Raw genomic sequence first — 25474 nt, forward strand, 5'->3', positions numbered from 1 at the left:
CGACAGCGCCAGTCATGCGGACTGCGCGGCGGCGAGGTATGGCGGGTTGTCAGAGGTGGTGCAGGCAACGATCGGCAGGCCAGCCCTGATCACAGGGCTGGCACGTGCCCTTCAAGGCGCGCCGAACAGCATCGTCCAGTAAACGCCGTTATCGCTACGCGAGTTCTCGGCAAAGGCCGCGCCCACCTGGGTAAACATCGGGTTCATCAGGTTGGCGCAATGCCCGGGGCTGGCCAGCCAGCCTGCCATCGCCTTGCTCGGTGAGCCCTGGCCTGCGGCAATGTTCTCGCCGATCTGCCGCCCACGGTAGCCGGCATCCCAGGCCCGATCCGCGGGTAGATCACCGTCGAGGTCGCGGTGCGCGAAGAAATTGTCGTTGGCCATCGCCCGGCTGTGGCGCTGCGCCGCCGTTCCCAGGGCGGTGCTCCAGGTCAACGGGCGTGCAGCGGCAAAGCGCTGGCGACCACACAGGCGCGGCTTCGCCCGTGCAGCGTTCACCTGTGCCAGCAACGCGTTGCTGGCCGATCGCCCATCGCCGAGCCGGGCATCGAGCAGAGGCCGAGCCAGCAGCACTCGCCATTCGTTGCGTGAGCGACTGACACCGATATCGGCATACTGGCTATCGAGCAGGGCTGCGCAATAGTCGCTGCGGAGCATGTCAAAGGCCTCCTCGGCATCCTGCGCGCCGACCAGACGGATGGCCCGCACCTTCACCGCCTGATAACCCGCAGCTTTCAATCCCTGCCGCAACTCCCCGCTGTAGCCGACCGGCAACGCCAGTTTCGGCTTCAGCACCAGCGGCGTCGAGCCTCGGATCACGCGCCGTTCGCAGCGCTGTGGCTGGGCGCGATAATCGTTGATGGCTGCCACAAGCTGCCTTTCCCCACTGGCATGGGCGGGGTTGGCGAACAGAGGGAACAAAGGAATGAGGCAGAGCGAGACGAAGGGGGAGCGACGGACTGCTTGGCGCATGGGGTGAATGGCTCGGGTGAATGACGGCGGCAAAGCCGAATTGAGGGCTCGGCTAAGACTGTGCGCCTCAATACAGGTTCACGTGCACGGGGTACAATTTTTCGCTAGTACTCAACTTGAATGCTGCAACAAGGTAAACGCAATGACACAAGCTACCGATCAGGCTTTTTATGACCGCGCCGATGCGCATATCGACCTGGCGAACCAGCAGATCGAGAAAATCGAAGACCTGGGCAAGGTCAGTGCCTCACTGACCTTCGGCGCCTCGCGCTTCAATGCCTGGATGAGCGCCCGCAGCTTCAAGACCAGTGCCGAGCTGGCTGCCGCGCGGGAGGAGCTGTTGAAGTATTTCTGCGAGCAGTACCGGATGATGCTCGAGGACAACCTGGACGAGCACATCGAGCATTTTGACCGGTTTGTGCTAGGTAAAGGCGACTGAACCATGGGGGCGCGATCTCATGGAACTGCACACGGCTCATTGAACTAGCAGGGACCCTGTGGGAGCGGCTTTAGCCGCGAACACCGGCGCAGCCGGTGCCATGCACCGCGTTGGATTCTTCGCGGCTAAAGCCGCTCCCACAGGGTACGCGGACCGCTTGCGGATTCAGTCCTCTACCTGCCAGTGCAGCCTTATCGGGCCTTCTTCTCCAGAATCCGCGCCCCGGTACCTTCCTTGCCCAGCACATCCTCGGGGTTGCGCAGCGGGCAATCCTCCAGCGACAGGCAGCCGCAACCAATGCAGTTGTCCAGGCTGTCGCGCAACGCTTCCAGGGTGCGAATGCGGGCGTTCAGGTCTTCGCGCCAGGCGGTCGACATCTCGCCCCATTGCGCTGCGGTGAGCTTGCTGTTGGGCGCATAGCGGCTGAAGGCCTGCTTGATCTCCTCAAGCGGAATACCCGTGCGCTGCGCCACCTTGATGATGGCCAGCGTGCGCAAAACCAGTGAAGGATAGCGGCGCTGGTTACCCGCAGTACGCACGCTGGCGATCAGCCCCTTGGTCTCGTAGAAGTGCAGCGCAGACACCGCCACGCCGCTGCGCTTGGCCACTTCCCCTACCGTCAGCATCCGTGTGTTGTCCGCTGCCATCCCTGTTGACCTCAAGTTAAGTTGAGCTCTTATAGTCCTGCCCGATCTTCTCTGCAACCGCTTTCCCTGATGATCGGAGCACTGCATGAACAAAAGGACGTTGATGGCCTGGGCTGGCGCTGTTGCAGGTGTGCTGGGCGCTGCCCATGCATTGGTCGGCAGCGGCTCGGCGCCGCCGGCTGCAGCGGCATGGCCGGCGACCAAGGTGGCCCTGGCCACGGCCGAGCAGGTGCAGCTGGCACGGCAGAACTTTGCTTCGGGAGAGCTGGAGGCGGTCAACCAGGTACAGGTGGCGGCCGAGACGGCGGGGCGCATCACCCGCATCGCCTTCGAGTCGGGGCAATTGGTGAGTGCAGGGCAGTTGCTGGTGCAGCTGAACGATGCTCCCGAGCAAGCCCAGCGTGTGCAGTTGCGGGCCAAGCTGCGCAATGCCGAAGTGGTGCTGCAGCGCAGCCGCAAGCTGCGCGCGGTGAACGCCGTGTCACAGGAGCTGCTGGACAATGCCGCCACCGCCGTGGACGTGGCCAGCGGTGAGCTGCAGCATGTCGAGGCGTTGATCGCGCAAAAGGCCATACGTGCACCTTTTGCCGGCAAGCTCGGCATTCGCCGGGTGCATCAGGGCCAGTACCTGAGCGCTGGTGAGACCATCGCCAGCCTGGCCGATATCAGCCAGCTGCATGTCAATTTTTCCCTGGGCGAGCAAGCCGCCCCGCAGGTGCACGTGGGGCAACCGCTGGCGCTTACGGTGGATGCGGTGCACGGGCAGGACTTCCAGGCCCGGGTGGTAGCGGTGGACCCGGTGGTCAGCAAGGCGCGCCTGGTGCAGGTGCAGGCGGCCTTGCCGAACCCGGGCGGGCAGTTGCAGCCGGGCATGTACGCCGGCGTGCGTCTGGATGCCGCGCAGCCGTCAAGCGTGCTGGCCGTGCCGGAAACCGCGATCACCTACACCGCCTACGGGCAGACGGTGTTCGTCGCTACCCGGGACCCGCAGCATGGCACCCGGGTCAGCCGGGTACGGGTGACTACCGGCGAGCGCTGGCAAGGGCGGGTGGAGATCACCTCAGGCCTGGCGCCCGGTGACCAGGTGGTGGTTTCCGGGCAGCTGAAACTGAGCGACGGCATGCCGGTCGAGCCCGTGGCGCAGGACAGCCTGCAGGCCAGCCAGGGAGGGCGGCAATCGTGAAGTTCACCGACCTCTTTGTCCGCCGCCCGGTACTGGCGCTGGTGGTCAGCAGCCTGATCATCCTGCTGGGGCTGTTTGCCATGGGCAAGCTGCCGATCCGCCAGTACCCGCTGCTGGAAACCTCCACCATCACCATCAGCACCGAGTACCCCGGTGCCTCCGCCGAGCTGATGCAAGGCTTCGTGACCCAGCCGATCACCCAGGCGGTGTCGTCGGTCGAGGGCATCGACTACCTGTCCTCGTCGTCGCAGCAGGGGCGCAGCCTGATCACCTTGCGCATGGTGCTCAACCGCGATTCGACCCAGGCACTTGCCGAGACCATGGCCAAGGTCAACCAGGTGCGCTATCGCCTGCCGGAAAAGGCCTACGACCCTGTGGTGGAGCTGTCGGCAGGTGACTCCACCGCGGTGGCCTACGTGGGCTTTGCCAGCGAAACCTTGTCGATACCCGAACTGAGCGATTACCTGTCGCGGGTGGTGGAACCGCAGTTCTCCGGCATCGACGGTGTGGCCAAGGTGCAGTCGTTCGGCGGGCAGCGCCTGGCCATGCGCCTGTGGCTGGACAGCGAGCAGATGGCCGGGCGCGGTGTGACGGCCGCGGATGTGGCACAGGCGGTGCGTGCCAACAACTACCAGGCGACGCCGGGGCAGGTGCGTGGGCAGTATGTGCTGGCCGATATCCAGGTCGATACCGACCTGACCCGGGTCGAGGACTTCCGCGAGCTGATCATTCGCAACGATGGCACCGACCTGGTGCGCCTGCGCGATGTCGGTACCGTCGAGCTGAGCGCGGCAGCCACCCAGACCAGCGCCACCATGAACGGCAAACCCGCCGTGCACCTGGGGCTGTTCCCCACCCCGACCGGCAACCCGCTGGTGATCGTCGAAGGCATTCGCCAGCTGCTGCCGCAGATCCGCCAGACCCTGCCACCTGGGGTGGAGGTGGCGCTGGCCTACGAGACCGCACGCTTCATCGACGCCTCGATCGACGAAGTGCTGCGCACCCTGGTGGAAGCCATGCTGATCGTGGTGCTGGTGATCTGGCTGTGCCTGGGTTCGCTGCGCAGCGTGGTGATCGCAGTGGTGGCCATCCCGCTGTCGATGCTCGGTGCGGCGGGCTTGATGCTGCTGTTCGGCTTCAGCCTGAACCTGCTGACCTTGCTGGCGATGGTGCTGGCCATCGGCCTGGTGGTGGACGATGCCATCGTGGTGGTGGAGAACGTGCACCGCCATATCGAAGAGGGCAAGTCGCCGGTTGTCGCGGCGCTGGCCGGGGCGCGGGAAATCGCCGGGCCGGTGATCGCCATGACCCTGACGCTGGCCGCCGTATACGCGCCAATCGGCTTGATGGGCGGGCTGACCGGCACGCTGTTCCGTGAGTTTGCCCTGACCCTGGCCGGGGCGGTGATCGTGTCCGGCATCGTCGCGCTCACCCTGTCGCCGGTGATGAGTTCGCTGTTGTTGCAACCCGGCCAGCAGCATGGCGCCATGGCCAACATGGCCGACCGCCTGTTCGGCATGCTGACCGGGGCCTATGGGCGAGTACTCGCCTACACCCTGGCGCATCGCTGGATCAGTGGTGGGGTGGCGCTTCTGGTGTGCCTGAGCCTGCCTTGGCTGTACCTGCTGCCGCAGCGCGAACTGGCCCCGCCCGAGGACCAGGCGGCGGTGCTGACAGCCATCAAGTCGCCGCAGCATGCCAGCCTGGATTATGTGGAGCGCTTTGGTCTGAAGCTGGACCAGGTGATGAAGTCCCTCGCCGAAACCACCGACACCTGGATCATCAACGGCACCGACGGCCCGGCCGCCAGTTTCGGCGGCATCAACCTCAGCGCCTGGCAGGCCCGCGAGCGTTCCGCCGCGCAGGTGCAGGCGCAGTTGCAGCAGGCCGTGGCGGACATCGAGGGCAGCAGCATCTTCGCCTTCCAGGTGGCCTCGCTGCCGGGTTCCAGCGGTGGCTTGCCGGTGCAGATGGTGTTGCGCAGCGCACAGGACTACCCCAAGCTGTACCAGACCATGGAGATGATCAAGCAGCGCGCCCGCGACAGCGGCCTGTTCAGCGTGGTGGACAGCGACCTCGACTACAACAACCCGGTGGTCAAGGTGCGCATCGACCGCGCCAAGGCGGCCAGCCTGGGCATCAGCATGCAGGCCATCGGCGAGTCGCTGGGTGTGCTGGTGGGCGAACAGTACCTCAACCGCTTCGCCCTGTTCGGGCGCTCCTACGACGTGATCCCGCAAAGCATCCAGGACCAGCGCCTGACGCCAGCGGCGCTGAACCGCCAGTACGTGCGCGCCGAAAACGGCAGCCTGGTACCGCTGGCCACGGTGGTGCACCTGGACATCGAAGTGGCGCCCAACCGCTTGCTGCAGTTCGACCAGCAGAACGCCAGTACCCTGCAGGCGATCCCGGCGCCCGGTGTGTCGATGGGGAATGCCGTGGCATTTCTCGAACAGCTTGCCGCCGAACTGCCACCTGGCTTCAGCCATGACTGGCAGTCGGAGTCGCGCCAGTACGTGCAGGAGGGCTTTGCCCTGATGTGGGCATTTCTCGCCGCCCTGGTGGTGATCTACCTGGTGCTGGCCGCGCAGTACGAAAGCCTGGTGGACCCGCTGATCATCCTGGTGACCGTGCCGCTGTCGATCTGCGGTGCGCTGCTGCCGCTGGCGCTGGGCTGGGCCACGCTGAACATCTACACGCAGATCGGCCTGGTGACCCTGATCGGCCTGATCAGCAAGCACGGCATCCTGATGGTGGAGTTCGCCAACGAGATCCAGGTGCGTGACAACCTCGACCGTGCCAGCGCCATCGTCCGCGCTGCGCAGATACGCCTGCGGCCGGTGCTGATGACCACGGCGGCGATGACCTTCGGCGTGCTGCCGCTGCTGTTCGCCAGCGGCGCCGGGGCCAACAGCCGCTTTGGCCTGGGAGTGGTGATCGTGTGCGGGATGCTGGTGGGGACCTTGTTTACCCTGTTTGTGCTGCCGACGATCTATGCCTTGCTGGCGCGAGACCATCGGCTGACCACGGTGCGGGGGCAGCAGTTGGCGGAGGCTGAGAGGGTGCTGGGTATGTGAAGGGGAACCGGGCCATTGGGGCCGCATAGCGGCCCCGATTACTCGATCAGGACGGTGACCTGTCCCGGCGCATCTGGGTAACGAGGGTAAAGCGGTCATCCGGGTGCACCGTCTCGGACACCGCCATCAGGTCGCCGTTTTCCTCGCGGTAATGGCGAATGATCTTCAGCCCCGGTGCGCCTGCGTCGGCCTTCAGCACCCGGGCCATTTCCGCGCTCAGCAACACTGCCCGCACCTGCTGGTCGACCACCGCGATCGCCCGGCCATAGTGCTGCTCGATCAGCCCCGCAATCAGCTGGTCGGGGTGTTCGCGGGCCAACTCGATGACCTCGGCATAGTCGCGCTGCGCGTACACATCGGTCCAGCACAGCGGCGCCGCGTTGTGCGCGCGGTCGACACGGATGCTCGACACGCAGAAGTAGTGCTCGCCCGGAACCAGCCCCAGCCGCGCCGCCTCGCTCAGGTCGGCGACGAAGTGGCGCACGTCCTGGATTTCCCGTTGCTGGGTTTGCGCCAGGTGCGCCAGTTCCGCCACGCTGGCCAGTGACTGCGAGTAGCCACCGCGCGGGCTGCTGGCCTCCACCCGGGTACCCACGCGCTTGCGCCGTGATACCAGCCCTTGGTCGAGCAACTGGTTGATCGCCGCGCGCACCGTGTGCCGGCTCACATCGTACAGCTCGCACAGCGCGAACTCGGTTGGCAGCAGGCTGCCCACCGGGTAGCGGCCGCTGGCGATGCCTTCCATCAAGTCCTTGGCCACGGTGCTGTAACGCGTCGGGTTCATACCTTTGCTCTGTCTCGCGAATTTGTAACTGCGGCCCTGGAAATCAGGCCTGGGCGGGCAAGCTCATATGCAACAAAGGGAACGGCCGGCCTTCGCCATCCAGCGGTGAGCGGCCAGTCTGGATGAAGCCGTAATGCTGGTAGAAGCCCACTGCCTGCGGGTTCTGCTCGTTGACATCGACGCTCATCGTGCTGCGCGATTGGCGGCCGAAATCCAGCAGTGCGCGGCCTATGCCCTGGCCGTGACGCTCAGGGTCGACGAAGAGCATTTCCACGTGGTCGCCATTGAAACCGATGAAGCCCAGCGGGCGGTCTTCGCTGTCAACCGCAACCCAGAGTTCGACGGCCTGAAAGTAGACGTCGCGCAGTTGTGGCAGCAGCGCGTCGATGTCGGAGGCTTGCAGAAAATGATGGGTGGCGCGTACGGCGCGCAGCCAGATATCGAGCAGTTGCAGGTGATCTGCAGCGATGCTTTGGCGAATGATCATGGAGTCGTGCCTGGCGGTATATGGTCGGGGCAGGGAGGAAGAAAAAGGGTACCCGGATTATGTGAGGCGGGGCAATGGACGGTGGGGCAAGGCACCAGCTGATGTGTCGCCCGGGCCGGCCCTTTCGCGGGTAAACCCGCTCCCACAAGCAAGCACTGCCCTCAAGCCCGGCGCCGTACCTGTGGGGGCGCCATACCTGTGGGAGCGGCTTTAGCCGCGAACACCGGCGCAGCCGGTGCCATGCACCGAGTTGGATTCTTCGCGGCTGAAGCCGCTCCCACAGAGGTTGCGCACATGCCTGGAAAACAGTGTCTAGAAGCCCGCCTCCAGGCCCAGCAGGTCCTGCACCGTCTGCCTGCGGCGAATCATCCGCAGCGCCCCATCCTCGATCAGGAATTCCGGCAGCAACGGCCGGCTGTTGTAGTTTGACGACATCGACGCGCCATAGGCCCCGGCGTCGTGGATCACCAGCAGGTCACCCACCTGCGCCTGGGGCAGGTCATGTGGGGTCAGTTCCTGGTCATCCTGGGTAAATACATCACCCGACTCGCACAGCGGCCCGGCCACCACGGTCGGCTGACATGGGCGCTGCACCGGATGGCCGTCGGCGTCGAGCAAGGTCATGCTGTGGTAGGCGCCGTACATCGCAGGGCGCATCAGGTCGTTGAAGCCGGCGTCGATCATGACGAAGGTATTGCGGCCCACCTGCTTCACGGCGCGTACCTCGGCCACCAGGTAGCCCGATTCCGCCACCAGGAAGCGCCCTGGCTCGATCTCCATGCGCACGGGGTGGCCCAGCATCGCTTCGATTTCCTTGCGGGCCACGGCCCAGGTCCGGGCGTAGCGTTGCAGGTCGACCGGCTTGTCGCTGCTGCGGTACGGGGTGGAAAGGCCGCCGCCAATGGAGAACGCCTCGATGTCCACGCCCAGGCGGCCGATCAGCTCGATCATCGAGCGCGCCACTTGCTCCAGATGCTGATAATCCACCCCCGAGCCGATGTGCATGTGCACCCCTACCAGGTGCAGGCCATGGGTTTTCACGCAGGCCAGCGCTTCGCCCAGCTCTTCATGCCAGATGCCGTGCTTGCTGTTCTCGCCGCCAGTGTTGGTCTTGCGGCTGTGGCCGTGACCGAAGCCGGGGTTGATGCGGATCCACACGCGGTGGCCAGGCGAGCGTTCACCCAGTTGGCGCAGCATGTCGATGGAGCCGGCGTTGACTTCGATCTTCGAGGCCACCACCCGCTCCAGAGTCGGCCGATCCAGCGCGTCGCAGGTCAGCACCACGCCGGCAGGGTCGCCATCCACGCTTGCACCCGCAGCAAAAGCCCGTTCCATTTCGCCCAGCGACACTGCGTCCAGCACCAGGCCGTGGGCGCGCATCAGGCGCAGCACATGCAGGTTGGGGTTGGCCTTCTGGGCGAAGCGCACGGTGTCGAACACCTTCAGCTGTTCGACACGCTCGGCGATGGTGCCGGCGTCGTAGGCCCACAGCGGCGAGCCGTGCTGGCGGACAGCCTCGGCCAGAAGAGTGAAGGGTGCAGTCATGGCGGCGCTACTCATATAAAGAAGGCCATGAGGATGAGCCAAAGCAGGAATTCAGAAAAATAGCTATTTTTCTGTCAGCCATTCATATCTGATATGGCTATTGCCGACTTACCAGGTATCGCTGTGAAACTGTCCGTCCGCCATATCGAAGTGTTCCGCGCCATCATGGCCGCTGGCAGCGTCACCGGGGCTGCGCGCCTGCTGTTCACCTCGCAGCCCACTGTCAGCCGCGAACTGGCGCGGCTGGAGCAGGTTACCGGGCTGAACCTGTTCGAGCGCGAAGGTGGCCGCCTGGTGGCGACGGCCCAGGCGCTGCTGTTGATCGAGGAGGTTGAGCGGGCTTACGTGGGGCTGGAGCGCATCGACCGCTTTGCCCAGGCCATCCGCAATTTCGAGCAGGGCCGGCTGGCCATTACCTGCCTGCCGCTGTTTTCCCAGACCTTGCTGCCCAAGGCTTGCCAGCGCTTTCACCAGCAGCACCGGGGCGTGAGCGTGAGTATCCTGGCGCAGGAGTCGCCGTTGCTGGAGGAATCACTGGTGGCCCAGCAGCATGACCTGGGCCTGACCGAGGTCGAGCAGATACCGCGTGGCGCCTACGGCGAATTGCTGTTCAGTGCCAACATGGTGTGCGTGCTGCCCGACGGGCACCCGTTGCAGGCCAGGGCAGAGCTGGAACTGAGCGATTTCCACGAGGTTGACTTCATCAACCTGGCCAGGCTGGACACCTACCGGCAACGCCTGGACCAGCACTTTCGCGCGGCAGGGGTGAACCGCCGCACGGTCATCGAGACCACCAGTGCTGCCTCGGTCTGCGCCATGGTCAGGCAGGGCCTGGGGGTGGCAATCATCAACCCGCTGAGCGGCCTGGAGGCGGCGCAGGGCGGGTTGCCGATCCGGCGGTTGCGGGTGTCGGTGCCGTATCAGGTGATGCTGATCAGGCCGGACCACCGGCCGGCGTCGGCGGCGGTGGAGCCGTTTTGTGAGGCGTTGCGGCAACAGGCCCAAGAGATGCAGGCGGCACTGATCTGATGCCCTCTGAGCCACCGCGGCGCCTGCTTCGCGGGTAAACCCGGTCCCATAGGGATCGCGCAGGTTTCGGGTTCATGCGGTCCCTGTGGGAGCGGCCGTGGCCGCGAACACCGGCGTAGCCGGTGCCAGCCACCGCGTCGCCTGCTTCGCGGGCACGCCCGCTCCCACAGGGGCCGCGCAAGTGTTCAGATTTCGCAGACGAAGGTACCAGTCCCGGCCAGGATGTTCTCCAGGGTTTCCTTCACTTCATCCATGTCGCTCAACTCGCTGGTCAGGTTGATTTCCAGCACCTCATCGCCCTTCAGTGCGTCGCGGTCGCCGGCCGCCACCTCGATCAGCAGGCGCTTGGCGCTCAGGGTCACTTTCAGGCCATCCAGCGTCGACGGCTCGTCATCCAGTGTCAGGTCAACGGTGTCTTCGTCCGGGTAGCGGGTCAGCAGGAACATCTGACCCTTGTCGCTGTGGCAGCACAGGGTCGCCATGTTGTCTTCCTCGTCATCGCAAGGGGTGGCGAACAGCAGGGCAGTATTGATTTGCATGGACAAGGCTCGGATCAAGGGGAACGGAAGGGAATTCTGACAGCCTTGCCGACAGGCATAAACGTAAAGTTACCCCCCCTTGACCGAAATTGTCGCAGCGCTGCAAGCCTTGATGACCGATCAGTCGTTAAGCTTCGGCGAGCCCTGGGCGTGCCTGCGCACGTTCAACGCCTGGTTTTACCGTCCGCCTTGCCACGGGTTGGCTATCGTTGATCCGTACACGGCGCACGCAGCGACGCTTCAATTATTACAAAGCCCAAGCGGAGTACCACAGATGGCGTTCTTCACCGCAGCCAGCAAAGCCGACTTCCAGCATCAACTGCAAGCGGCCCTGGCGCAGCACATCAGCGAACAGTCCCTGCCACAAGTTGCGCTGTTCGCCGAGCAGTTCTTCGGCATCATCTCTCTGGACGAACTCACCCAGCGCAGGCTTTCCGACCTGGCCGGCTGCACCCTGTCAGCCTGGCGCATCATCGAGCGTTTCGACCCTGAGTACCCGCAAGTACGGGTGTACAACCCCGACTACGAACGCAATGGCTGGCAATCGACCCACAGCGTGGTCGAAGTGCTGCACCACGACCTGCCGTTCCTGGTCGACTCGGTACGCACCGAGCTCAACCGCCGCGGCTACAGCATCCACACCCTGCAGACCACCGTGCTCAGTGTGCGCCGCGGCGCCAAGGGCGAGCTGCTGGAACTGCTGCCCAAGGGCACCCAGGGCGAGGGCGTACGCCATGAGTCGCTGATGTACCTGGAGATTGACCGTTGCGCCAACGCTGCCGAACTGACGGTACTGGCCCGCGAGATCGAGCAGGTGCTGGCCGAGGTGCGGGTGGTGGTGGCCGACTTCGAACCGATGAAGGCCAAGCTGCGTGAAGTGGTGGCGGAGGTGGAGCAGACCGCCTTTGGCCCGGCGCACCACGAAAAGGGCGAGGTCAAGGCGTTCCTCGAGTGGCTGCTGGACAACCACTTCACCTTCCTGGGCTATGAAGAATTCACCGTCAAGGGCGACGCCGATGGCGGCCAGATGGTCTACGACGAGCAGTCGTTCCTCGGCCTGCCGCGCCGCCTGCGCGTGGGCCTGACGAGCGACGAGCTGCGCATCGAAGACTACGCCGTGGCCTACCTCAACGAACCGTTGCTGCTGTCCTTCGCGAAGGCCGCCCTGCCAAGCCGCGTACACCGCCCGGCCTACCCGGACTACGTGTCGATCCGCCAGCTGGACGCCGATGGCAAGGTGATCAAGGAACATCGCTTCATGGGCCTGTACACCTCGTCGGTGTACGGTGAAAGCGTGCATGCCATCCCTTATATCCGGCAGAAGGTCACCGAAGTCGAGCGCCGCTCTGGCTTCGATCCCAAGGCCCACCTGGGCAAGGAACTGGCCCAGGTGCTGGAAGTGCTGCCGCGCGACGACCTGTTCCAGACCCCGGTCGACGAGCTGTTCAGCACTGTCATGTCGATCGTGCAGATCCAGGAACGCAACAAGATCCGCGTGTTCCTGCGCAAGGACCCATACGGCCGCTTCTGCTACTGCCTGGCCTATGTACCGCGGGAAATCTACTCCACCGAAGTGCGGCAGAAGATCCAGCAGGTGCTGATGGAGCGCCTGAAGGCCAGCGACTGCGAATTCTGGACCTTCTTCTCCGAATCGGTGCTGGCCCGTGTACAGCTGATTCTGCGGGTAGACCCGAAAAACCGCATCGACATCGACCCGCAGCAGCTGGAACGCGAAGTGATCCAGGCCTGCCGTTCGTGGCATGACGACTACTCGGCGCTGGTAATCGAAAACTTCGGCGAAGCCCAGGGCACCAACATCCTCGCCGACTTCCCCAAAGGTTTCCCGGCTGGCTACCGCGAGCGCTTTGCCGCGCATTCGGCAGTGGTCGACCTGCAGCACGTGCTGAACCTGTCGGAAAGCAAGCCGCTGGCGATGAGCTTCTACCAGCCGCTGACCCAGGTCGGCGAGCGCACCCTGCACTGCAAGCTGTACCACGCCGACACGCCGCTGGCGCTGTCCGACGTGCTGCCGATCCTGGAGAACCTTGGCCTGCGCGTGCTCGGCGAGTTCCCGTACCGCCTGCGCCATGCCAATGGCCGCGGCTACTGGATCCACGACTTCGCCTTCACCTACAGCGAAGGCCTGAGCCTGGACATCCAGCAGCTCAACGACACCCTGCAGGACGCCTTCATCCACATCGTCCGCGGCGATGCCGAGAACGACGCCTTCAACCGCCTGGTGCTTACCGCCGGCCTGCCATGGCGTGATGTGGCGCTGCTGCGCGCCTACGCCCGTTACCTGAAGCAGATTCGCCTGGGCTTCGACCTGGGCTACATCGCCAGCACCCTGAACAACCACACCGACATCGCCCGCGAGCTGACCCGGTTGTTCAAGACCCGCTTCTACCTGGCGCGCAAGCTCACCCAGGAGGACCTGGATGACAAGCAGCTGCGCCTGGAACAAGCCATCCTGACCGCGCTGGACGACGTACAGGTACTCAACGAAGACCGCATCCTGCGCCGCTACCTGGACCTGATCAAGGCCACCCTGCGCACCAACTTCTACCAGCCGGACGCCAACGGCCTCAACAAGTCGTACTTCAGCTTCAAGTTCAACCCCAAGTTGATCCCCGAGCTGCCCAAACCTGTGCCAAAGTTCGAGATCTTCGTCTACTCGCCACGGGTCGAGGGCGTGCACCTGCGCTTTGGCAACGTGGCCCGCGGTGGGCTGCGCTGGTCCGATCGCGAGGAAGACTTCCGCACCGAGGTGCTGGGCCTGGTCAAAGCCCAGCAGGTGAAGAACTCGGTCATCGTGCCGGTCGGCGCCAAGGGCGGCTTCCTGCCGCGCCGCCTGCCGCTGGGCGGCAGCCGTGACGAGATCGCCGCCGAGGGCGTGGTGTGCTACCGCATCTTCATTTCCGGCCTGCTCGACATCACCGACAACCTCAAGGACGGTGGCGTGGTGCCGCCGGCCAACGTGGTACGCCATGACGATGACGACCCGTACCTGGTGGTGGCGGCCGACAAGGGCACCGCGACCTTCTCGGACATCGCCAACGGCATTGCCATCGACTACGGCTTCTGGCTGGGCGACGCCTTCGCCTCGGGCGGCTCGGCCGGTTACGACCACAAGAAGATGGGCATTACCGCGCGCGGCGCCTGGGTGGGCGTACAGCGCCACTTCCGCGAGCGCGGCATCAATGTGCAGGAAGACCCGATCACCGTCATTGGCGTCGGCGACATGGCCGGCGACGTGTTCGGCAACGGCCTGCTGATGTCCGACAAGCTGCAACTGGTGGCCGCGTTCAACCACCTGCACATCTTCATCGACCCGAACCCGGAGCCAGCCGCAAGCTTTGCCGAACGCAAGCGCCTGTTCGACCTGCCGCGCTCGGCCTGGAGCGACTACGACACCAGCATCATGTCCGAAGGCGGCGGGATCTTCCCGCGCAGTGCCAAGAGCATCGCCATCAGCCCGCAGATGAAAGAGCGCTTCGCCATCGACGCCGACCGCCTGACCCCGACCGAGCTGCTCAATGCGCTGCTCAAGGCACCGGTAGACCTGCTGTGGAACGGTGGCATCGGTACCTACGTCAAGGCCAGTACCGAGAGCCATGCCGATGTCGGCGACAAGGCCAACGACGCGCTGCGGGTCAATGGCAACGAACTGCGCTGCAAGGTGGTGGGCGAGGGCGGCAACCTGGGCATGACCCAGCTTGGCCGGGTCGAGTTCGGCCTGCACGGCGGCGCCACCAACACCGACTTCATCGACAACGCCGGCGGCGTGGACTGCTCCGACCACGAGGTCAACATCAAGATCCTGCTCAACGAAGTGGTGCAGGGTGGCGACATGACCGAGAAGCAGCGCAACCAGCTGCTGGGCAGCATGACCGACGAAGTGGCCGGCCTGGTGCTGGGCAACAACTACAAGCAGACCCAGGCGTTGTCGCTGGCGGCCCGCCGTGCCCGCGAGCGCATTGCCGAGTACAAGCGCCTGATGGCCGACCTGGAAGCCCGTGGCAAGCTGGACCGCGCCATCGAGTTCCTGCCGTCCGAGGAACAGTTGGCCGAGCGCCTGGCCGCCGGCCAGGGCCTGACCCGCGCCGAGCTGTCGGTGCTGATCTCGTACAGCAAGATCGACCTCAAGGAACAGCTGCTCAAGTCGCTGGTGCCGGACGACGACTACCTGACCCGCGACATGGAAACCGCCTTCCCACCGTCGCTGGTCAGCAAGTTCGCCGAATCCATGCGCCGTCACCGCCTGAAGCGCGAGATCGTCAGCACCCAGATCGCCAACGACCTGGTCAACAACATGGGCATCACCTTCGTCCAGCGCCTGAAGGAGTCGACCGGCATGAGCCCGGCCAACGTGGCCGGGGCCTATGTGATCGTGCGCGACATCTTCCACCTGCCGCACTGGTTCCGCCAGATCGAGGCACTGGACTACCAGGTGCCGGCGGAGATCCAGCTGACCCTGATGGACGAGCTGATGCGCCTGGGCCGCCGTGCCACCCGCTGGTTCCTGCGCAGCCGCCGCAACGAGCAGGACGCCGGGCGTGACACCGCGCACTTCGGGCCGAAGATCGCGCAACTGGGGCTCAAGCTCGACGAGTTGCTCGAAGGCCCGACCCGCGAGCGCTGGATGGTGCGCTACCAGGGCTTCGTCGACGCCGGTGTGCCGGAATTGCTGGCGCGCATGGTGGCTGGCACCAGCCATCTGTACACCCTGCTGCCGATCATCGAGGCGGCTGATGTCACCGGCCATGAGCCGGCGCAGGTGGCCAAGGCGTTCTTCGCCGTGGGCAGCGCGCTGGACCTGACCTGGTACCTGCAGGAAATCAGCAACCTGCCGGTGGAGAACAACTGGCAGGCGCTGGCCCGCGAGGCGTTCCGCGACGACATCGACCTGCAGCAGCGGGCGATCACCATCTCGGTATTGCAGATGGCCGATGCGCCGGAAGACATGGACGCCCGCGTGGCGCTGTGGGCCGAGCAGCACCGGGTGATGGTGGAGCGCTGGCGCGCCATGCTGGATGACCTGCGCAATGCTACCGGTACCGACTATGCGATGTACGCGGTGGCCAACCGCGAGCTGGTCGACCTGGCCATGAGCGGGCAGGCGGCGGTGGTGCCGTCCTGAGCCATGAGCTGAAATGAAAAGCCCCGGCAGTGATGCCGGGGCTTTTTTGTATTCCTGTGCTGGCCCTTTCGCGGGTGAACCCGCTCCCACAGGGATATCACAAGACTTGAGTGTAGTGAGTCCCTGTGGGAGCGGGTTTACCCGCGAAGAGGCCGGTACAGGCTTACTTGAACCTGCGCTCCACCCCTTTCTCGACCAGGATCTTCGCCGAAATCTCCTCCACGGAAAAATGCGTGGAATTGATGTTGGGAATGTTCTCCCGGCGGAACAGGCTTTCCACCTCGCGCACTTCGAACTCGCACTGGGCAAAGCTGGAATAGCGGCTGTTGGGCTTGCGCTCATGGCGGATGGCGGTCAGCCGGTCCGGGTCGATGGTCAGGCCGAACAGCTTGTTGTGGTGTTTTTTCAGCACCGCCGGCAGTTGCAGGCGCTCCATGTCGTCCTCGGTCAGCGGGTAGTTGGCGGCGCGGATGCCGAACTGCATGGCCATGTACAGGCAGGTTGGGGTCTTGCCGCAGCGCGATACGCCTACCAGGATCAGGTCGGCCTTGTCGTAGTAGTGGGTCCGCGCGCCATCGTCGTTGTCGAGGGCGAAATTCACCGCCTCGATGCGTTCCATGTAGTTGGAATTGCCGCCGATCGAGTGCGATTTGCCGACGGAATACGACGAATGGGCAGTCAATTCCTGCTCAAGCGGGGACAAAAACGAAGAAAAGATGTCGATCATGAAGCCATTCGAGGTCGCCAGGATCTCACGGATGTCCTGGTTGACGATGGTGTCGAAGATGATCGGGCGTACACCATCGCGCTCGGCCGCAGCGTTGATTTGCTGGACCATGGTCCGCGCCTTTTCCGGCGAATCGATGTAGGGGCGGGTGAATTTATTGAACGGAATGCTCTCGAATTGAGCGAGCAGACTCTGGCCCAGGGTTTCGGCAGTGATGCCGGTGCCGTCGGAGATGAAGAACGCGGTTCGTTTCATTTGCGATCTGGGCCTTAAGCTGATGACGTTTTCTGGATATGATAAGTTCGGTTTGCCGAATGCGGCTGTCTGCATTCTCACTTATTTTCCGGGTACAGGCCACAAGCGTCCGGCCAAGTCAACGAAGGCAGGCGGGCGCCCTTGAGCTTTTCCAACACAGTTAGTGGAGAGATCACCTTGGTAGAGTACGTAGTTTCCCTCGATAAGCTCGGCGTCCATGATGTGGAGCATGTGGGGGGCAAGAACGCATCCCTGGGCGAGATGATCAGCAACCTCGCAGGTGCTGGTGTATCGGTGCCGGGCGGCTTTGCCACTACGGCGCAGGCGTACCGCGATTTTCTCGAACAGAGTGGTCTCAACGACCGTATCCACGCCGCGCTCGACGCACTCGATGTGGATGACATCAACGCCCTGACCAAGACCGGCGCGCAGATTCGCCAGTGGGTCATGGAAGCCGACTTCCCGGCCCGTCTGGATTCGGAAATCCGTACGGCCTTCGCCGAAATGGCTGCCGGCAACGACAACATGGCGGTTGCCGTGCGTTCCTCGGCCACTGCCGAAGACTTGCCGGACGCCTCGTTCGCCGGCCAGCAGGAAACCTTCCTCAACATCCGTGGCGTCGACAACGTGATCCGCGCGGCCAAGGAAGTGTTCGCCTCGCTGTTCAACGACCGCGCCATCGCCTACCGCGTGCACCAGGGCTTCGATCACAAGCTGGTGGCCCTGTCCGCCGGCGTGCAGCGCATGGTCCGTTCCGAAACCGGCACTGCCGGCGTCATGTTCACCCTTGACACCGAGTCGGGCTTCCGCGACGTGGTGTTCATCACCGGCGCCTACGGCCTGGGCGAAACCGTGGTGCAGGGTGCGGTCAACCCTGACGAATTCTACGTGCACAAACAAACCCTGGAGGCCGGCCGCCCGGCCATCCTGCGCCGCAACCTGGGCAGCAAGGCGATCAAGATGGTCTACGGCGAAGAAGCCAAGGCCGGCCGTTCGGTCAAGACTGTCGAAGTGGACCGTGCCGAGCGCGCGCGCTTCTGCCTGACCGATGCCGAGGTCAGCGAGCTGGCCAAGCAGGCCATGATCATCGAGCAGCACTACCAGCGCCCGATGGACATCGAATGGGCCAAGGACGGTGACGACGGCAAGCTGTACATCGTCCAGGCGCGCCCCGAAACGGTAAAAAGCCGCTCCAGCGCCAACGTCATGGAACGCTACCTGCTGAAAGAGAAGGGCACCGTGCTGGTCGAAGGCCGTGCCATCGGCCAGCGCATCGGCGCCGGCAAGGTTCGCGTGATCAACGACGTATCGGAAATGGACAAGGTCCAGCCGGGCGATGTGCTGGTTTCCGACATGACCGACCCGGACTGGGAACCGGTAATGAAGCGCGCCAGCGCCATCGTCACCAACCGCGGCGGGCGCACCTGCCACGCAGCGATCATCGCCCGTGAGCTGGGTATTCCGGCCGTGGTCGGTTGCGGCAACGCCACCCAGGTGCTGAAAGACGGCCAAGGCGTGACCGTTTCCTGCGCCGAAGGCGATACCGGCTTCATCTTCGAGGGCGAGCTGGGCTTCGACATCAAGCAGAACTCGGTCGATGCCATGCCCGACCTGCCGTTCAAGATCATGATGAACGTCGGCAACCCGGACCGCGCCTTCGATTTCGCCCAGCTGCCCAACGCCGGTGTCGGCCTGGCGCGCCTGGAGTTCATCATCAACCGCATGATCGGCGTGCACCCCAAGGCGCTGCTGAACTATGCAGGCCTGCCTGCCGACCTGAAAGACAGCGTCGACAAGCGCATCGCCGGCTACAACGACCCGGTAGGCTTCTATGTCGAGAAGCTGGTCGAGGGTATCAGCACCCTGGCTGCGGCCTTCTACCCGAAAAAGGTCATCGTGCGCCTGTCGGACTTCAAGTCCAACGAGTACGCCAATCTGATCGGCGGCAAGCTGTACGAGCCGGAAGAAGAAAACCCGATGCTGGGCTTCCGTGGCGCTTCGCGTTACATCAGCGAATCGTTCCGTGACTGCTTCGAGCTCGAATGCCGTGCGCTCAAGCGCGTGCGCAACGAAATGGGCCTGACCAACGTCGAGATCATGGTGCCGTTCGTGCGTACCCTGGGCGAAGCCAGCCAGGTCGTCGACCTGCTCGCCGAAAACGGCCTGGCCCGTGGCGACAACGGCCTGCGCGTGATCATGATGTGCGAACTGCCGTCCAACGCCATCCTCGCCGAAGAGTTCCTGGAATACTTCGACGGCTTCTCGATCGGCTCCAACGACCTGACCCAGCTGACCCTGGGCCTGGACCGTGATTCGGGCATCATTGCCCACCTGTTCGACGAGCGAAATCCTGCGGTGAAGAAGCTGCTGGCCAACGCCATTGCCGCGTGCAACAAGGCTGGCAAGTACATCGGCATCTGCGGCCAGGGCCCGTCGGACCACCCGGACCTGGCCAAGTGGCTGATGGAACAGGGCATCGACAGCGTGTCGCTGAACCCGGACTCGGTACTCGAAACCTGGTTCTACCTGGCCGAAGGGCAAGGCGCGGTCTGAAGCAGTAAAACGCGGGGGTACGTCTGGCGTATCCCCGCCTGGTTTTTTCCAGGGCGAGCTCCAGTAATGGATCCCGCCCTTTTTTGTGCACCAAGCAACCTTATGCAAAGCAGCAGCACTCTATTCCCCGTGGCCTTGCTCAGTGCCGAACGCCGCGGCGACCTCAGCGAAGACGTGTACCGGATCAAGGCCGGCAACAGCCCTGACCCCAGCGTCGAGCTGGCCGTCACCCGCCTGGGGCTGGCCGATCAGGGCCAGGCCCAGGGCGTGCCGGTCATTCTCCTGCATGGCAGCTTTTCCAACCGCCGCTTCTGGTACTCGCCCAAAGGGGTTGGCCTGGGGGCCTATCTTGCCCGCGCCGGCTTCGATGTGTGGATCCCGGAAATGCGCGGCCACGGCCTGTCGCCGCGCAACCATGACTGGAAGCACAACAGCGTTGCCGCCTATGCCCGCGATGACCTGCCGCTGATTGCCGCGTTCGTGCGCGAGCAATCGGGCCAGGCGCCGCACTGGGTCGGCCATTCCCTGGGTGGTACGACCCTGGCGGCAGCGCTGGGCGGTGGCTTTCTGCCTGCCGAGCAGGTAGCCAGCGTGGCGCTGTTCGGTACCCAGATCAGCCGCGTGTACTGGCCGTTGAAGGTGCCGCCGCTGGCCTGGGGGGCGAAGCTGCTGCTCAAGCGCTGGGGGCAGATTTCCGGTCCGCGCTTCAAGCGTGGGCCGGAGGATGAGCCGATCGGCCTGGCCCTAGAGAGCATGCGCTGGCATGGCCTGTTCGGGCGCTTTGGCGACAGGCAGAGCGACTGGTGGGCGGGGCTGGCCGAGGTGGATGTGCCGCTGCTGGCGGTGGCGGGTGCGGGGGACTTCCAGGACCCGGTGTGGGCCTGCCGCAAGCTGTTCGAGCAATTGGGCGGTGAGCGCAAGCAGTTTCTGCGGCTGGGGCTCGAGGAAGGCTTCGAGGCTTTCGGGCATGTCGACATGCTGGTGAGCAAGGCCGCGCAGGTGCAGGTGTGGCCGCTGGTGGAACGGTGGCTGCGTGACCCGCTGGTGCCGGTGCATGAGTCCACTGTGGTGGCGGAGCCGGTGCCCGCCAGTTGAATGGATTGCGCCTGTACTGGCCTCTTCGCGGGTAAACCCGCTCCCACAGGAACTCCACAGGGCTCGAGTGCAGTGAGGACTCTGTGGGAGCGGGTTTACCCGCGAAGAGGCCGGTACAGGCAAAACACAACTGACTGCTTGGTCCCGGATGACTGCAATGGGCTCTACGGTGTAGCCTTGGCCGATACCCGCTTTCGTTGTGACTGACAGGAGCTTCCCATGCAGCATTACGTTACGCCCGACCTGTGTGATGCCTACCCGGACCTGGTGCAGGTGCTGGAACCGATGTTCAGCAATTTCGGCGGCCGCGATTCGTTCGGTGGCCAGATCGTCACCATCAAGTGCTTCGAAGACAACTCGCTGGTCAAGGAGCAGGTCGAGCTCGATGGCAAGGGCAAGGTCCTGGTCGTCGATGGTGGTGGCTCGCTGCGCCGCGCACTGCTCGGCGACATGCTCGCCGAGAAGGCTGCCAAGAACGGTTGGGAAGGCCTGGTGATCTACGGCTGCGTGCGTGACGTCGACGTGCTGATCCAGACCGACGTCGGCGTGCAGGCCCTGGCCAGTCACCCGATGAAGACCGACAAGCGCGGCATCGGCGACCTCAACGTGGCAGTGACCTTCGCCGGGGTGACCTTCCGCCCGGGCGAGTACGTGTATGCCGACAACAATGGCGTGCTGGTCTCGCCAAGCCCGCTGAAAATGCCGGAGTGATGCGCCGCCCGCGCTGATGGAGCTTTGATGTTCGAGGAAGACAACGCGCAGTGGGGGCTGGTACACGCCCTGGTGCTCGATGGCAAAGGCGGCGCGCACTCGATTGCCCGTACCGAGCTGGACGACCTGCAGCTGCAACCCGAGCAGAGCCTGTGGCTGCACTGGGACCGCAGCCATCCGCAAACCCGCACCTGGCTGCTGCACGACAGCGGCCTGAGCGCGTTCGCCTGCGAGCTGCTGCTGGAAGAAAACACCCGGCCGCGCCTGCTGCCCCTGGCCGATGAACAGTTGTTGCTGTTCCTGCGTGGGGTCAACCTCAACCCGGGGGCAGAGCCTGAAGACATGGTCTCGGTGCGCATCTTCGCCGAGGCGCAGCGGGTCATCTCGCTGCGCCTGCGGCCGTTGCGCGCCAGTGACGAGATTCTTCAGCAGCTCGAAGAGGGCAGGGGCCCGAAATCGGCTTCCGAGCTGTTGCTGCTGATGGGCGAACTGCTGACCGAAAAGGTCCAGGGCCTGGTCAGCGACCTGTCCGAACTGGTCGACCTGGAAGAAGAAAAGGTCGAATCCGACGAACGGTACACCCCGGAGAATGGCTGCCTGCAGCAGATCCGCCGGCGTGCCGCCGGCCTGCGGCGTTTCCTGGCTCCGCAGCGGGAGATCTACGCCCAGCTGTCGCGTAGCAAATGGAGCTGGTTCGTCGATGCCGACGCCGATTACTGGAACGAGCTGAACAACAGCCTGATCCGCTACCTCGAAGAGCTGGAACTGACCCGCGAACGGGCCGCCCTGGTGCTGGAAAGCCAGGATCGCCGGCGCAGCGAGCGCATGAACCGCACCATGTACCGCTTTGGCATCATCACCTGCATCTTCCTGCCCATGAGCTTCATCACCGGGCTGCTGGGCATCAATGTCGGCGGCATCCCGGGGGCGGAAAACCCCTATGGCTTCCTGTTTGCCTGCATCGTCGTGCTGGGGCTGGCGGTGGGGCAGTGGTGGCTGTTCCGGCGGTTGCGGTGGGTATAGATGCTCATTGACCTGCACCGGCCCTATCGCCGGCAAGCCAGCTCCCACAGGTGCACCACAGGTTTCAAGGCTTGTGGTACCCCTGTGGGAGCTGGCTTGCCGGCGATAGGGCCAGTGCAGGCAAGCGCCATTCATTTTGAAACACTCGTCCCAATGCGATGTGTGACCCATCGACCGGCCATCTCGTCTCTGACTGACACTGCGCGAGGTGCCTATGCACGATCCGTTTGAAGAATCCCTGCGCGACCTGCTCAAGGCGTCACCCTCCGGCAATGACCGGGACGACCGGGACGACGCCGCCTGCCTGGGTCGCGTACTGAAAACCGCCAACCGCCAGGTTGGCGCGGGTGATCTGTTCAGCCTGCTTGGCCGCTGGAGCCAGGCGCTGCTGATCGCCGTGAACAATGGCGCGGCGCATGTTGCGCCGGTGCGTCGACACTCTTCCCGCAACGCTGCCAACGGCAGCAAAGCAGATAAGGCCGATTGAATATGGAACTCGATCTCTGGACCCAGAGCCTGGTCACCGCCATGACTGCCCTTTGGACCAAGGTAGCGAACTTCATCCCCAACCTGTTCGGCGCGCTGGTCGTGGTGCTGCTCGGTTTCGTGGTGGCCAAGCTGCTCGACACGCTGCTGTCCAAACTGCTGGCCAAGTTCGGCCTGGACCGCCTGATGGCCGGCACCGGCCTGACCAAGATGCTCGGCCGGGTCGGCATCCAGGTGCCGATCTCCACCTTGATTGGCAAGATCGTCTACTGGTTCGTGCTGCTCATCTTCCTGGTCTCGGCCGCCGAGTCGCTGGGCCTGGAGCGGGTCTCGGCAACCCTCGACATGCTTGCCCTGTACCTGCCGAAGGTGTTCGGCGCAGCCTTGGTGCTGCTGGCTGGCGTGCTGCTGGCCCAGGTGGCAAACGGCCTGGTACGCGGCGCAGCCGAAGGCATCGGCCTGGAATACTCGGCAGGCCTGGGGCGTATCACCCAGGGCCTGGTGATCATCATCAGCATCTCGGTGGCCATCAGCCAGCTGGAGGTGAAAACCGACCTGTTGAACCATGTGATCGTGATCGGGCTGATTACCGTTGGTCTGGCCGTTGCGCTGGCAATGGGCCTGGGCAGCCGCGAAATCGCCGGGCAGATCCTGGCCGGCATCTACGTGCGCGAACTGTATCAGGTCGGCCAGCAGGTGCGGATTGGCGAGGTCGAAGGGCATATCGAGGAGATCGGTACGGTCAAGACGACGCTGCTGACCGATGATGGCGAACTGGTATCGCTGTCCAATCGTGAGCTGCTTGAACAGCGAGTCAATAGCCGCTAACCGCACAAAGCTGTTAATGTATGCCGCCGCGAAAATCGACCCACGGGGTCGCGCGGCGACATTGACCTGACTGTCGGCCAGATCCGTTTTGAATAAAGTTCATTCGCCGCCCATGCGTTATGACCCCCGCGAGCTCACCGACGAAGAGTTGGTGGCGCGTTCGCATGAGGAGCTGTACCACGTTACCCGCGCCTATGAAGAGCTCATGCGGCGCTACCAACGGACCCTGTTCAACGTCTGCGCGCGTTATCTGGGGAACGACCGTGACGCGGACGATGTCTGTCAGGAAGTCATGTTGAAAGTGCTGTACGGGCTGAAGAACTTCGAGGGTAAGTCCAAGTTCAAGACCTGGCTCTACAGCATCACCTACAACGAATGCATTACCCAGTACCGCAAAGAGCGCCGTAAACGCCGGTTGATGGATGCCTTGAGTCTGGACCCTGTGGAAGAGGCGTCCGAAGACAAGGCGCCGAAGCCGGAAGAAAAGGGCGGGCTGGACAAGTGGCTGGTGCATGTGAACCCGATTGACCGGGAAATCCTGGTGCTGCGATTTGTCGCAGAGCTGGAATTTCAGGAAATTGCCGACATCATGCACATGGGCCTGAGCGCAACGAAAATGCGCTACAAGCGCGCGCTAGACAAGCTTCGGGAGAAATTTGCCGGCCTCGATGAAACTTAGTGGCATGCAAATATCTCTAACGAACCGGCGAGTTCTGCTAGACTTGCCGTCGAGTTGTCCCCCTTGTTTGTGGTGGGACTGCTTAACTATCACCAGATGGGGATTTAACGGATGAAATTGAAAAACACCTTGGGCTTGGCCATTGGCTCGCTCGTCGCTGCTACTTCGTTCGGCGTTCTGGCTCAAGGCCAAGGCGCTGTGGAAATCGAAGGCAACGTTACCAAGCAGTACTACGACAGCGAACGTAACTTCAAGAACGACGGCACCAATCCTGGTGTTCGCCTGGGCTACTTCCTGACCGACGACGTTTCCCTGGACCTCGGCTACAACGAGACCCACAACGCTCGTGGTGAAGTCTTCAACAAAGACATCAAAGGTTCCAAGGCCAAGCTCGACGCTACCTACCACTTCGGTACCGTCGGCGACGCTCTGCGTCCGTACGTTTCCGCCGGTTTCGCTCACGAGAGCCTGGGCCAGGCCACTCGTAGCGGCCGCGACCACTCCACCTTCGCCAACGTTGGCGCTGGCGCCAAGTGGTACATCACCGACATGTTCTTTGCCCGTGCCGGCGTAGAAGCCATGTACAACATCGACAACGGCAACACCGAGTGGGGTCCGACCGTTGGTGTTGGTCTGAACTTCGGCGGCAGCCCGAAGCAAGCTGAAGTCGCTCCGGCTCCAGTTGCCGAAGTGTGCTCCGACTCCGACAACGACGGCGTTTGCGACAACGTCGACAAGTGCCCTGACACCCCGGCCAACGTTACCGTTGACGCTGATGGCTGCCCGGCTGTTGCCGAAGTCGTTCGCGTTGAGCTGGACGTCAAGTTCGACTTCGACAAGTCGGTCGTCAAGCCAAACAGCTACGGCGACATCAAGAACCTGGCTGACTTCATGAAGCAGTACCCACAGACCACCACCACCGTGGAAGGTCACACTGACTCCGTCGGCCCAGACGCTTACAACCAGAAGCTGTCCGAGCGTCGTGCCAACGCTGTCAAGCAGGTCCTGACCCAGCAGTACGGCGTAGAATCCAGCCGTGTTGACTCGGTTGGCTACGGCGAAACCCGTCCGGTTGCCGACAACGCCACCGAAGAAGGCCGCGCTGTCAACCGTCGCGTTGAAGCTCAGGTAGAAGCCCAGGCCAAGTAATTGGTTTGAAGCTTCATGAAAAACCCGGCCTCGGCCGGGTTTTTCTTTGCCCGTAATTTGTGCCACTTGTGACGGCCCTTTCGCGGGTAAACCCGCTCCCACAGGTACTGCACCGATTTCAGCAGA

Annotated in this window: 20 protein-coding genes; 13 read left to right on the forward strand and 7 right to left on the reverse strand. The window is 63.7% G+C overall.

From position 1 onward, the window contains the following. Positions 1–111: 111 nt before the first annotated feature. Entirely contained in the window at positions 112–972 is an 861-nt protein-coding gene (locus RIN61_RS19500; protein WP_112252085.1) for a CAP domain-containing protein, read from the reverse strand. Between the two features lie 142 nt (positions 973–1114). On the opposite strand from RIN61_RS19500, the gene RIN61_RS19505 reads away from it, so the two are divergent. Beyond that, positions 1115–1411, forward strand: a complete 297-nt coding sequence (locus RIN61_RS19505) for a DUF3144 domain-containing protein (RefSeq protein ID WP_112252086.1) — start codon at positions 1115–1117, stop codon at positions 1409–1411. Between the two features lie 191 nt (positions 1412–1602). Here the strand turns inward: RIN61_RS19505 and soxR are convergent, their stop codons facing one another. After that, a complete protein-coding gene (gene soxR / locus RIN61_RS19510; RefSeq protein WP_016500816.1) occupies positions 1603–2058 on the reverse strand; it encodes a redox-sensitive transcriptional activator SoxR in 456 nt (151 codons plus the stop codon). Between the two features lie 85 nt (positions 2059–2143). On the opposite strand from soxR, the gene RIN61_RS19515 reads away from it, so the two are divergent. Both RIN61_RS19515 and RIN61_RS19520 read left to right on the forward strand, forming a co-directional pair. Beyond that, the gene (locus RIN61_RS19515; RefSeq protein WP_313853486.1) at positions 2144–3241 is read left to right on the forward strand and encodes an efflux RND transporter periplasmic adaptor subunit; all 1098 of its coding nucleotides are present in this window, start codon (positions 2144–2146) and stop codon (positions 3239–3241) included. Then, positions 3238–6318, forward strand: a complete 3081-nt coding sequence (locus RIN61_RS19520) for a MexW/MexI family multidrug efflux RND transporter permease subunit (RefSeq protein WP_313853487.1) — start codon at positions 3238–3240, stop codon at positions 6316–6318. Before RIN61_RS19515 ends, RIN61_RS19520 begins: the two co-directional genes overlap by 4 nt. A gap of 46 nt (positions 6319–6364) precedes the next feature. Here the strand turns inward: RIN61_RS19520 and RIN61_RS19525 are convergent, their stop codons facing one another. The 3 genes from RIN61_RS19525 to lysA form a co-directional block, all read right to left on the reverse strand. Further along, positions 6365–7102 carry a GntR family transcriptional regulator gene (locus tag RIN61_RS19525; protein WP_112252089.1) on the reverse strand — a complete coding sequence of 246 codons (738 nt, stop codon included), beginning with the start codon at positions 7100–7102 and terminating at the stop codon, positions 6365–6367. Between the two features lie 43 nt (positions 7103–7145). Then, positions 7146–7589, reverse strand: coding sequence for an acetyltransferase (locus tag RIN61_RS19530; RefSeq protein ID WP_112252090.1), 444 nt, complete (start codon positions 7587–7589; stop codon positions 7146–7148). 312 nt (positions 7590–7901) lie between these two features. Next, positions 7902–9134, reverse strand: a complete 1233-nt coding sequence (lysA, locus tag RIN61_RS19535; RefSeq protein WP_313853490.1) for a diaminopimelate decarboxylase — start codon at positions 9132–9134, stop codon at positions 7902–7904. A gap of 123 nt (positions 9135–9257) precedes the next feature. Here lysA and RIN61_RS19540 point away from each other — a divergent pair, with 123 nt between their 5' ends. Further along, on the forward strand, positions 9258–10163 hold the full coding sequence (locus RIN61_RS19540; protein WP_313853492.1) for a LysR family transcriptional regulator: 906 nt from the start codon (positions 9258–9260) through the stop codon (positions 10161–10163). A gap of 185 nt (positions 10164–10348) precedes the next feature. On the opposite strand, the gene RIN61_RS19545 is transcribed toward RIN61_RS19540, so the two are convergent. Continuing rightward, the gene (locus tag RIN61_RS19545) at positions 10349–10702 is read right to left on the reverse strand and encodes a hypothetical protein (protein ID WP_112252093.1); all 354 of its coding nucleotides are present in this window, start codon (positions 10700–10702) and stop codon (positions 10349–10351) included. Positions 10703–10976: 274 nt separating this feature from the next. Here RIN61_RS19545 and RIN61_RS19550 point away from each other — a divergent pair, with 274 nt between their 5' ends. Next, positions 10977–15842, forward strand: coding sequence for an NAD-glutamate dehydrogenase (locus tag RIN61_RS19550; RefSeq protein ID WP_313853495.1), 4866 nt, complete (start codon positions 10977–10979; stop codon positions 15840–15842). A 163-nt stretch (positions 15843–16005) separates the two neighbouring features. On the opposite strand, the gene ppsR is transcribed toward RIN61_RS19550, so the two are convergent. Then, on the reverse strand, positions 16006–16824 hold the full coding sequence (ppsR, locus tag RIN61_RS19555) for a posphoenolpyruvate synthetase regulatory kinase/phosphorylase PpsR (protein WP_009684026.1): 819 nt from the start codon (positions 16822–16824) through the stop codon (positions 16006–16008). Positions 16825–17001: 177 nt separating this feature from the next. On the opposite strand from ppsR, the gene ppsA reads away from it, so the two are divergent. The 8 genes from ppsA to RIN61_RS19595 all read left to right on the forward strand — a co-directional run bounded on the left by ppsA (position 17002) and on the right by RIN61_RS19595 (position 25348). Beyond that, positions 17002–19377 (forward strand): phosphoenolpyruvate synthase, encoded by a 2376-nt coding sequence (gene ppsA / locus RIN61_RS19560; RefSeq protein WP_112252095.1) that lies wholly within the window; start codon positions 17002–17004, stop codon positions 19375–19377. A gap of 102 nt (positions 19378–19479) precedes the next feature. Further along, entirely contained in the window at positions 19480–20472 is a 993-nt protein-coding gene (locus RIN61_RS19565; RefSeq protein WP_286101341.1) for an alpha/beta fold hydrolase, read from the forward strand. Between the two features lie 219 nt (positions 20473–20691). Beyond that, complete coding sequence (gene rraA, locus RIN61_RS19570) at positions 20692–21183, forward strand: ribonuclease E activity regulator RraA (protein WP_021785500.1); 492 nt, start codon at positions 20692–20694, stop codon at positions 21181–21183. 27 nt (positions 21184–21210) lie between these two features. Further along, a complete protein-coding gene (locus RIN61_RS19575) occupies positions 21211–22206 on the forward strand; it encodes a zinc transporter ZntB (RefSeq protein ID WP_313853499.1) in 996 nt (331 codons plus the stop codon). 214 nt (positions 22207–22420) lie between these two features. Beyond that, positions 22421–22693, forward strand: a complete 273-nt coding sequence (locus RIN61_RS19580) for a hypothetical protein (RefSeq protein ID WP_004376140.1) — start codon at positions 22421–22423, stop codon at positions 22691–22693. 2 nt (positions 22694–22695) lie between these two features. After that, positions 22696–23520 carry a mechanosensitive ion channel family protein gene (locus RIN61_RS19585; RefSeq protein ID WP_004376138.1) on the forward strand — a complete coding sequence of 275 codons (825 nt, stop codon included), beginning with the start codon at positions 22696–22698 and terminating at the stop codon, positions 23518–23520. A gap of 112 nt (positions 23521–23632) precedes the next feature. Then, complete coding sequence (gene sigX, locus RIN61_RS19590; protein ID WP_003248665.1) at positions 23633–24199, forward strand: RNA polymerase sigma factor SigX; 567 nt, start codon at positions 23633–23635, stop codon at positions 24197–24199. A gap of 111 nt (positions 24200–24310) precedes the next feature. Beyond that, the gene (locus RIN61_RS19595; protein ID WP_004376136.1) at positions 24311–25348 is read left to right on the forward strand and encodes an OmpA family protein; all 1038 of its coding nucleotides are present in this window, start codon (positions 24311–24313) and stop codon (positions 25346–25348) included. The last annotated feature ends 126 nt before the right edge of the window (positions 25349–25474 follow it).

The organism is Pseudomonas inefficax (assembly GCF_032164165.1).
Taxonomy (GTDB): Bacteria; Pseudomonadota; Gammaproteobacteria; order Pseudomonadales; family Pseudomonadaceae; genus Aquipseudomonas; species Aquipseudomonas inefficax.

Bases quoted from the DNA above. Each gene is read 5' to 3' on its own strand.
- RIN61_RS19500 (WP_112252085.1), bottom strand. From the start codon at position 972: ATGCGCCAAGCAGTCCGTCGCTCCCCCTTCGTCTCGCTCTGCCTCATT.
- RIN61_RS19505 (WP_112252086.1), top strand. From the start codon at position 1,115: ATGACACAAGCTACCGATCAGGCTTTTTATGACCGCGCCGATGCGCAT.
- soxR (WP_016500816.1), bottom strand. From the start codon at position 2,058: ATGGCAGCGGACAACACACGGATGCTGACGGTAGGGGAAGTGGCCAAG.
- RIN61_RS19515 (WP_313853486.1), top strand. From the start codon at position 2,144: ATGAACAAAAGGACGTTGATGGCCTGGGCTGGCGCTGTTGCAGGTGTG.
- RIN61_RS19525 (WP_112252089.1), bottom strand. From the start codon at position 7,102: ATGAACCCGACGCGTTACAGCACCGTGGCCAAGGACTTGATGGAAGGC.
- RIN61_RS19530 (WP_112252090.1), bottom strand. From the start codon at position 7,589: ATGATCATTCGCCAAAGCATCGCTGCAGATCACCTGCAACTGCTCGAT.
- lysA (WP_313853490.1), bottom strand. From the start codon at position 9,134: ATGACTGCACCCTTCACTCTTCTGGCCGAGGCTGTCCGCCAGCACGGC.
- RIN61_RS19545 (WP_112252093.1), bottom strand. From the start codon at position 10,702: ATGCAAATCAATACTGCCCTGCTGTTCGCCACCCCTTGCGATGACGAG.
- RIN61_RS19550 (WP_313853495.1), top strand. From the start codon at position 10,977: ATGGCGTTCTTCACCGCAGCCAGCAAAGCCGACTTCCAGCATCAACTG.
- ppsR (WP_009684026.1), bottom strand. From the start codon at position 16,824: ATGAAACGAACCGCGTTCTTCATCTCCGACGGCACCGGCATCACTGCC.
- RIN61_RS19565 (WP_286101341.1), top strand. From the start codon at position 19,480: ATGCAAAGCAGCAGCACTCTATTCCCCGTGGCCTTGCTCAGTGCCGAA.
- rraA (WP_021785500.1), top strand. From the start codon at position 20,692: ATGCAGCATTACGTTACGCCCGACCTGTGTGATGCCTACCCGGACCTG.
- RIN61_RS19575 (WP_313853499.1), top strand. From the start codon at position 21,211: ATGTTCGAGGAAGACAACGCGCAGTGGGGGCTGGTACACGCCCTGGTG.
- RIN61_RS19580 (WP_004376140.1), top strand. From the start codon at position 22,421: ATGCACGATCCGTTTGAAGAATCCCTGCGCGACCTGCTCAAGGCGTCA.
- RIN61_RS19585 (WP_004376138.1), top strand. From the start codon at position 22,696: ATGGAACTCGATCTCTGGACCCAGAGCCTGGTCACCGCCATGACTGCC.
- sigX (WP_003248665.1), top strand. From the start codon at position 23,633: ATGCGTTATGACCCCCGCGAGCTCACCGACGAAGAGTTGGTGGCGCGT.
- RIN61_RS19595 (WP_004376136.1), top strand. From the start codon at position 24,311: ATGAAATTGAAAAACACCTTGGGCTTGGCCATTGGCTCGCTCGTCGCT.